6 protein-coding genes and 2 pseudogenes are annotated in these 7,495 nt (G+C 72.2%); 2 read left to right on the top strand and 6 right to left on the bottom strand.

What is annotated here, in order from left to right; translation table 11 throughout:
• Positions 1–1,927 (bottom strand): annotated as a pseudogene (locus ABD54_RS24215) (hypothetical protein); the annotation flags it as partial.
• A gap of 789 nt (positions 1,928–2,716) precedes the next feature.
• On the opposite strand from ABD54_RS24215, the gene ABD54_RS24210 reads away from it, so the two are divergent.
• Positions 2,717–3,088 (top strand): YbaB/EbfC family nucleoid-associated protein, encoded by a 372-nt coding sequence (locus ABD54_RS24210; protein WP_053063649.1) that lies wholly within the window; start codon positions 2,717–2,719, stop codon positions 3,086–3,088.
• Between the two features lie 43 nt (positions 3,089–3,131).
• Positions 3,132–3,485, top strand: a complete 354-nt coding sequence (locus ABD54_RS24205; protein ID WP_047871846.1) for a hypothetical protein — start codon at positions 3,132–3,134, stop codon at positions 3,483–3,485.
• Positions 3,486–3,769: 284 nt separating this feature from the next.
• On the opposite strand, the gene ABD54_RS24200 is transcribed toward ABD54_RS24205, so the two are convergent.
• The 5 genes and pseudogenes from ABD54_RS24200 to ABD54_RS24180 all read right to left on the bottom strand — a co-directional run.
• Entirely contained in the window at positions 3,770–5,302 is a 1,533-nt protein-coding gene (locus tag ABD54_RS24200; protein WP_082166972.1) for a BTAD domain-containing putative transcriptional regulator, read from the bottom strand.
• Between the two features lie 286 nt (positions 5,303–5,588).
• Positions 5,589–6,005, bottom strand: coding sequence for a hypothetical protein (locus tag ABD54_RS24195; protein WP_047871845.1), 417 nt, complete (start codon positions 6,003–6,005; stop codon positions 5,589–5,591).
• 54 nt (positions 6,006–6,059) lie between these two features.
• On the bottom strand, positions 6,060–6,473 hold the full coding sequence (locus tag ABD54_RS24190; protein WP_047871844.1) for a hypothetical protein: 414 nt from the start codon (positions 6,471–6,473) through the stop codon (positions 6,060–6,062).
• 49 nt (positions 6,474–6,522) lie between these two features.
• Positions 6,523–6,942, bottom strand: coding sequence for a hypothetical protein (locus tag ABD54_RS24185; protein WP_047871843.1), 420 nt, complete (start codon positions 6,940–6,942; stop codon positions 6,523–6,525).
• A gap of 20 nt (positions 6,943–6,962) precedes the next feature.
• Positions 6,963–7,495, bottom strand: a pseudogene (locus tag ABD54_RS24180) (hypothetical protein); the annotation flags it as partial.

The raw sequence follows: 7,495 nt of genomic DNA, 5'->3' as shown, positions 1-7,495 counted from the left end.
CCTCGGTTCCCTCCTCGTGCGGGGGAGCCGGGGTCCGGTCACGGGAAGTCCCGGCGCCTGTGGCGTCATGGCCACCGGTGGACGGGCCGGGGGTGCCTGCGCGACGGTGCGCGTCGGTGTGGCCCGCCGCCCCGTCCGGGTCGGTGTTCCGCGGAGCCCGGGCGGTCGGGGCCTCCGGTGTTCCGGCGACCACCTCGGAAGGGTTCCCGGGCCCGTGCGCGTCCGCGTCGTCGGCCCCGTCCGGGGCATGGTCCCGCTGCCTTCGGGCCGCAGGGGCGTCCTGGTCTCCGGCTGCCGGGGAACCGCCGGGGCGGTGCGCGTCCGCGCCGCTCTCCGGCGCCCGCGCCATCACCCTGCGCGAGCGGTCTCCGCCATCCTGCGCGGGGGAGGGTCCATCGACGGTGACGGGCGGTGCGACGGTGGTATCGGGGGCGTCGGGGCCGCCGACGGGCGTCGGCCTCCCGTCCCCGCCGTCCCGCGCGGGGGCGGGCCGAGCCGCGGGAGCCCCGCCCGGCTCCGGGGCCTCCTCGGTCCTGGCTGGCCGCTCCGGCTCCGGCAGCGGAGGGAGGTCGGGGGGAAGGACGGTGCCGCCGGGGCCGCTGAGCGCGTCGATGCCCGCCAGCGCCGAGTCGGTGGTCAGCTGGTGTGTCGTGTTCATGCTCGCGCCGGACGTGGCGGACCAGGGGGTGACGACGAACCCCTGGCCGCTGGCGAGATTGCCCAGGCCCTCGCTGAGGGAGCCCTCCGCGGCCCCGGTTCCCGCGCCCAGTCCCAGGCCCCGCAGGTAGGGCAGGAAACCCCGGGCACTCTGGTGCAGTGCCCCGGCGAGGTCTCGCGGGACGTCGGACAGGTGCTCGCGCAGGGGCGCGGGCAGTCTGTCGCCGATCGTCCGGGAGAGCTGTGAGCCCAGGTCGGCGCCGCCCCACGAGCGGATCAGGGCCTCGGCGTAGTCGTCGCCCAGCCGCCGTGCCTGGTCGACTCCTATGCGTTCGGCGAAGGAGCGCTGGAACACGTCCGCCGTCTCCACGCGGAACGCGTTCTGTTCGACCGCGTTGTCCCAGGAGCGTGCCCCGGTGGGGGAGTTGGGGTGGAACGGGACCAGCATCTCGTCCCGGTGGCGGGTGAAGAGGTCGGCGAGGTCGTCGTTGAGCGTGCCCGGCGGGAGCGCGGGGTCCGGCACGCCGTTCCTCACCGGCGGCGGTGGTACGGGGGTCGGCAGGCCGCGCAGGTCGTCGACGCCGCGGGCGAAGGCCTTCGCGAAACCGCTGTTGACGAACGCCCCGACGCCCCCGGAGATGCCGGCGGAGACGAGCCCCTCGATCACGGCCCCCACGTGCGCGTCGTGCGCCAGGCGCTTGTCGAACCCGTCCCGGTCGCCGTTGGCGATCTGGACGCGCTGGATCAGCGCGCCGAAGCTCGCGAAGACCTGGCTGACGACCTGGTGGCTGGGAACGGTGACGAGGAACCAGGCGATGAGCCGCTGGATGGCCAGGCTCCGGATCGCCTTGAAGACGGGGATCCACTTCAGGGAGGCGCCGAAGGTGAACTTGGCCGCCGCGATGGCCCAGGTGATCTCGGCGATGAGCTGGGCCACCTGGACCCAGACCATCGCCACCATGTAGTCGACGTTCGCCGCCGCCCTGCGCAGCTCGGCCGAGAGCATGCGGCTCGTGCTCGCCGCGTTGCCGATGTAGTCCCTGTCGCCGCTGGTGAAGGCGGACAGGGAGCGGTCGTAGTAGTCGGAGGCCGCTCCGCCGAAGTGCCTGCGAACGTTGGTGCGCGTCGTGTCCATGACGTCGGAGAGCTCGTGCAGTTGCTTGTCGAGGAGCTCGTAGACCTCCGAAGCGGCGCGCATGGCCGGTGCGCTGGCCCGGGGGAGGTCGATCCCCAGCAACACCTTGACGGAGTCGTGTGCTGAGTCACCCATTTTCTGGGGGTCGAACAGCATGAACGCCCCCTTTCCTCACCACACGTATCCGAAGCGACGGCAAAGGTAACAACAGCGCGCCGAGCCGTGGAACCCTCCCCCTTGTTTCGAGGTGCTGCGCAGTTATGGTCGCGGTATTTTGTTGCGCCTGTGTTTCTGATTTTTTCCGATCGGGTTCCGTGCGCGGAAGGGGGTATCTCCTGTGTGCAGTCACGACTCCGCGGGTTGCATTCTCCTCGGTCGGTGCGGTACCTGTTGTGTCGAGTGGGTGGGGATGATTCGCCGGGGCGGCCCGGTCCCGCGCGGCGCTTCCCCTTCCTTCGTCCCCTTTTCCGTTTCTCTTGATTGCTTTCCTGTTTCTTTTTCCGGTGTGCGTAGCCGGAGGAGCCCTCTTGCCGGGAGCCGGACTGATCGCAGGTATCGGGTCACGGTCCGGGGCCATCGGGGCGCGCACCCGCCTTCCCGGGGCGGAGGCGGCAGCGCGCACCCGGGGAGCCGGGTGGGTTCCGACCGCGAACGGAGTTCTTCGTGCCATTCGGAGGGCATGCCGGTGCGGTGTCCTTTGCCGCACGGAGTCGTGTGACAGGGGCCGCATTTTCGGAGTGTCGGTTTCCGTGACCCCCGGGCGGTCGTGCCCCGCGGTGCTCGGCGGTCGTCCGGGGCGCAGCCGGGGAACAGTGGGAATCGGGCGGCTCGGGTCGCCGCCCGAAGTTCAGTCGGCAGGGCGCTTTCGCGGGCTGTTCCTGTCGTTAACGAACTGAGTAAAACCTTGAAGGAGATCCTGACGGCATGAGTTCACCGACACGGGAGCAGATGGAGGCCGAACTGCGGCGGCTCGAGACGACGCTGAGGGAGCTCATGGAGGCGGGCGAGGGCCTGGAGTCGGAGACCGAGGAGGTCACGTCCGGGGACCGACTGGTGACCGCGAAGGTCGACGCGACCGGTGACCTCGCCGGGCTCGTGTTCCACACCGACGGGTACCGGGGCATGGCCGCCGCCGAGCTGTCGACGACGGTCGTCGAGGTGATCGCCCGCGCCCAGCGGCGGATGGCGCAGCGGGCCGTGCAGGCACACGACTTCGCCTCCCCCGGAGGCGTCGACGCCTCCGCCGTGCTGCGCGGCGGTACGGACGTCGACGAGGCCCCGCGCGACCTGGAGTGACGGGTCCGGTCGCAGCCATCGGACAGCGAACAGGAGGAGAGGCATGTCCGCATCACATGACCGGCTCTCAGTCGACGTAGACGGAATCGGGCGGCACAACAAGCTCGTCTACGAGGCCGCCGACTTCACGGACGAGGTGGTGTCCGGCGCGCGCGATGTGATCACCTCCTTCGAGGAGGCGCCCTGGGGGGTCGAGGGGGAGTACTCGAAGCGGATGCAGGAGACCCTGGGCGAGGCGGAGCGGATCCTCTGGCAGCTCCTCGACTACGTTGCCGTGGCGCAGAGACAGGCCGCTGACGGGGTGGTCCGCACCGCCCGCGGCTTCTCCGCCGCCGAGGACCTCAACGTCGACGTCTCCGGCTCGTTCGACCCGCGCACGCACGGCGGACGCCGCTGACGGCCGCTCCGGCCCCGGCGACGCCGGGGCCGGAGCGGCCGGGGCCCGGACGCCACCGACCCGACAGCGCACGGGAGGCGTTGGAAGCCGTCGCGCGCTTCGGCGGCCGCGCTGGACGCCGACACGAGCGACGGCGAACCGTCCGCCGCCACCGGTGGGCTGTCCCGCATCATCGGTCGGCCGACCACACGGTGGGCGAGACCCCGCGCGCCCTGCTGCGACCCGCGCCCCGTCATCCCCGCCCGGGGAGGACGGGGCCGGCGAGCGGCCGGAGCCGCTGCCCGTCAGCCGGAGTCCGGTTCGGAGGGGGTCAGGGTCAGCGGCGGCCCGGCGGACGGCCCCGCAACGGGGTCGGCCACGACGTCGGGCCAGGGCAGGTCCACCGCGGAGGTCCCGGCGGCGAGGGCGGCCGCGGCCAGCCTCAGCGTCAGCGGCAGCCGCCCGCAGCGGTCGGCGATCCGGGTGACCAGCGCCAGTTCCGCGGCCCGGGCCCACATTCCGGCCACGGACAGGAACAACTCGACCGAGGACTCCTCCGACAGCACGTCGAGCGGCAGGGGACGGGCGCCGAACAGCGCGACCAGCCCCGTCAACGGGCGCCGACTGGTGATGAGCACCACGCTGCCCCGGCCGGTGGGCAGCAGGGGGGCGAGCTGCTCGACCGAGGCGGCGTCGTCGAACAGGAACAGCAGACGCTGGTCGGCCGTCACCGACCGGAAGAGCTTGGCGAGCTCGTCGACGCCGGTCGGCAGACCCCCGGGGTCCGCGCCCAGTCCGCGCAGAAGCTGGCGCAGCGCGTCCTCGGGCCGGACGGGCTCCTTCCCGGAGCCGCGACCGCGCAGGTCCACGTAGAGCTGGCCGTCGTGGAAGCGCTCCCGGACGGCGTGGCTCCAGTGCAGGGCCAGCGCGGTCTTGCCGACGCCGGAGACCCCGGTGAGCAGGAACACCGCGGGCCAGGGGTCGGCCCCCCGGCCGTCGTCCAGCGCCTGGTCGAGCACGGACAGCTCCGCCGAGCGGCCGACGAACTCACCGACGCCGTAGGGCAGTTCGGCGGGGCGGATCCGGCGGACGACGGGTGAGCCCCCGCGCGTGCTCCCGCCGTCCGGCTCGGCCGTGAGCAGGTCCAGGTGGAGCTGCCGGAGCCGGGCTCCCGGGCCGGTGCCCAGCTCGTCGGCCAGCCTCTCGCGCAGCGTCGCGTAGACCTCCAGTGCCTCCCCGGTGCGTCCACAGGCGTGCAGGGCCGACATCAGCAGGCCCGCGAAGCGTTCGTGGGTCGGGTGCTCAGCGCACAGCGAGAGCAGTTCGGGGACGGTGGCGGCTCCGCGGCCGAGGTCGATCTCTGCGCCGTACAGCTCCACCAGGGCGTGCAGCCGCCTCTCCTCCAGAGCCGGGCGCGCGTGGGCGGCCAGCGCCGGTGTGACACCGCCCAGCGCCGGGCCCGTCCACAGCGAGAGCGCGGTGCGCAGGGTCCGGACCGCCTCGGCGGGGCGGTGGGCGGCGCGCTCGGAGTGCGCCCGCACCAGCAGCCGCTCGAACACGCCGCTGTCCGTGGCCTCGGCCGCCACTGTCATCCGGTAGCCGCAGGTGCTCCGGACGATCGTGTCCGCGCCCAGGGCCTTGCGGAGTCCGTGCACGTGCGCCTGGAGCTGGGAACGTGCGCTGCGCGGAGGGCGTTCGCTCCAGACCAGGTCGATGAGTCGGCTGTCGGAGACCACGGCGCCGGGTCGCAGGAGGAGCGCGGCCAGGACCGTACGCCTTTTCGGCCCTCCCGTGCCGACCGGACGTCCTTCGGAGTGAACCTCGACAGAACCGAGCATGCGATACCGAATCCCTGACAGATCGGTCTCCACTCATGAACTCCCTGACGCACGATGAACACTCCGCTGCGCAACGTCGCGGAGCATACGGCACTCGTCGGCGCACCGTCCACCTGCGGGAGGGAGGAGTGCGGAGAGTGTCCGGAGCGGCTCTGGGGTGACCTGGGGATTTGGGTTTCGGCCCATGCCGGGCTCGTTGCGCTAGCCGACACAAAAGGTGCTGAGGCGGGCATGGGTCGGGCGGCCCCGGGGAAACACCGGCCGGAGCCGCCCGTGACCGGTCCGGTCAGCCGCAGTTGGTGCCGCGCTTGCCGCCCTCGGTGCCGGTGATGCGCCCCATCCAGTCCACGCACCTGTCGGCCGCGTTCAGGTAGATCGGACCGGCGTAGGTGGTGTAGTAGCCGCCGTCGAAGACGTCCCAGTGGCTTCCGGCCGGGCTGATGGACAGGCCCGCCTCGACGAGCACGGCCGAGCCGGGGTTGTTGCGCTTGGCCACGACGCAGTTGTAGCCGTTGGAGCTGTTGTAGGTCAGGAACACCGTGCCCTTGGAGCCGATGTTGTCCTGGTTGACGACGCCGTATCCGGAGCCGCACTCGCCGCCGTAGGTGGCCGCGGCGGCGGGGGAGGCGCTGACGAGCAGACCGCCCAGACCGATACCGGCGGCCGCGACGACGGCAGCGGCCCTCTGCGCGAGCTTCTTCATGTCATGTCCGATCATGGTTCGGGGGTGTGCGGAGGCGCGGGTGCGGTGCGGGTCTCACCCGCAGTTGGTGCGGTAGACGGTCTCGGTGATCGTCCCGATGGTGCCGCCCCAGTCGACGCACCGGCCCGCCGCCGACAGGTATACGGGACCGGCGTAGGTCGTGTAGTTGCCGCTGTCCCTCTTCCAGGACGAGGTGCCGTTGACCCTGACGAACGCCTCCATCGGCGCGGCCGCGCCCGGGTTCGTGCGCACGGTGACCACGCAGTTGTAGCCGTTGGAGCTGTTGTAGGTCAGGAAGGTGGTTCCCCGGTCGTCGGGGAACTCGACCTTGTTGACGACCCCGTAGCCGGACCCGCACGCCCCGTTGTAGGAGGCGGCGGAGGCGGGGGCGGCGGTGGCCATCAGCCCCGCGGCGGCGATCCCGCCGGCCGCGGCGAGGGTGGCGGCCTTCTTCAGTAGGTTGCGCATGGTGCTCCCAGTCGTGCGTCGGCGCGCCGCCCGTCGCGGCGCGCGGGGGTCAGCCGCAGTTGGTCCCGTTGCGGTTCGCGTTGGTGCCGCTGATGTTGCCGAACCAGTCCACGCACGAACCGGCCGCGCTGCGGTAGACCGGACCGGCGTAGGTCGTGTACTGGCCGCTGTCCACCTCGGCCGCGCTGGCGGGGTCGCTGGTGCGCTTGAGGCCGACCGTCATCTCCACCGCCGAGCCCGGGGCGGCCCGGACGGTCACCGCGCAGTTGTAGCCGTTGGAGTTGTTGTAGGTGAGGAAGACCGTGCCCTTGGAGCCGATGTTGGCGTAGTTGACCACGCCGTAGCCGCTGCCGCAGACACCGTTGTAGTCCGCCACGGGAGCCGCCGCCGACGCGGGCGAGGCCAGTGCCAGCGAGCCGGTGGCCAGCGCCGCGGTGAGCAGGGCGGCGGTACGGAACTTCTTGAACATGGGGGAGCTTTCCGTCCTGGTTACCGGCGCCCGCTCCGTGCGGACGCCCGGAAGGACTGTGGCACGGTCCGCTTCGATCCGGCTTCGGTTCCGCTTCGTACCGGCTTCGTGCGCCGAGTCCGGGTCCGGAACACTCCCTGGAACGCGGCGCTGTCGAAGGAGGCCTCGTCCTCGCCCCCGTCACCGGTGGTCCACCAGCGCACGGGCGTGTCCCGGGTGCCTTCGAGATCGTGGGCCAGTGCGAGTTCGTCGGCGCCGTCCGCGTCGTAGTCCGCGCAGGAGAAGAGACCTGCCACCCGCCCGGCCGCGTCTCCGGCGGCGAGGGGGCCGACCTCAGCGTTCACCGTCCGTCGCGCGCTGCGCCCCGGAGCGCCGTCCCGGCTGAAGGGACCGTACATGACCAGGAGCCGCGAGGTCTCACCGTCCGCCGACGTCCTGGCGGCGGCCAGGTCGGGGACGCCGTCGCCGTCGAAGTCACCGTCCGCCGAAGCCGTGAAGGTGTCCTGCCACCCCTCCCCGGTGAGGAGCGTGACCGGGGTGGGCGGGGTGCCGG

The organism is Nocardiopsis sp. RV163 (genome assembly GCF_001029525.1).
GTDB lineage: Bacteria > Actinomycetota > Actinomycetes > Streptosporangiales > Streptosporangiaceae > Nocardiopsis > Nocardiopsis dassonvillei.
This window is presented reverse-complemented; position numbering and strand designations above follow the sequence as displayed.

Bases quoted from the DNA above. Each gene is read 5' to 3' on its own strand.
- ABD54_RS24210 (WP_053063649.1), top strand. From the start codon at position 2,717: ATGAGTTCACCGACACGGGAGCAGATGGAGGCCGAACTGCGGCGGCTC.
- ABD54_RS24205 (WP_047871846.1), top strand. From the start codon at position 3,132: ATGTCCGCATCACATGACCGGCTCTCAGTCGACGTAGACGGAATCGGG.
- ABD54_RS24200 (WP_082166972.1), bottom strand. From the start codon at position 5,302: ATGCTCGGTTCTGTCGAGGTTCACTCCGAAGGACGTCCGGTCGGCACG.
- ABD54_RS24195 (WP_047871845.1), bottom strand. From the start codon at position 6,005: ATGAAGAAGCTCGCGCAGAGGGCCGCTGCCGTCGTCGCGGCCGCCGGT.
- ABD54_RS24190 (WP_047871844.1), bottom strand. From the start codon at position 6,473: ATGCGCAACCTACTGAAGAAGGCCGCCACCCTCGCCGCGGCCGGCGGG.
- ABD54_RS24185 (WP_047871843.1), bottom strand. From the start codon at position 6,942: ATGTTCAAGAAGTTCCGTACCGCCGCCCTGCTCACCGCGGCGCTGGCC.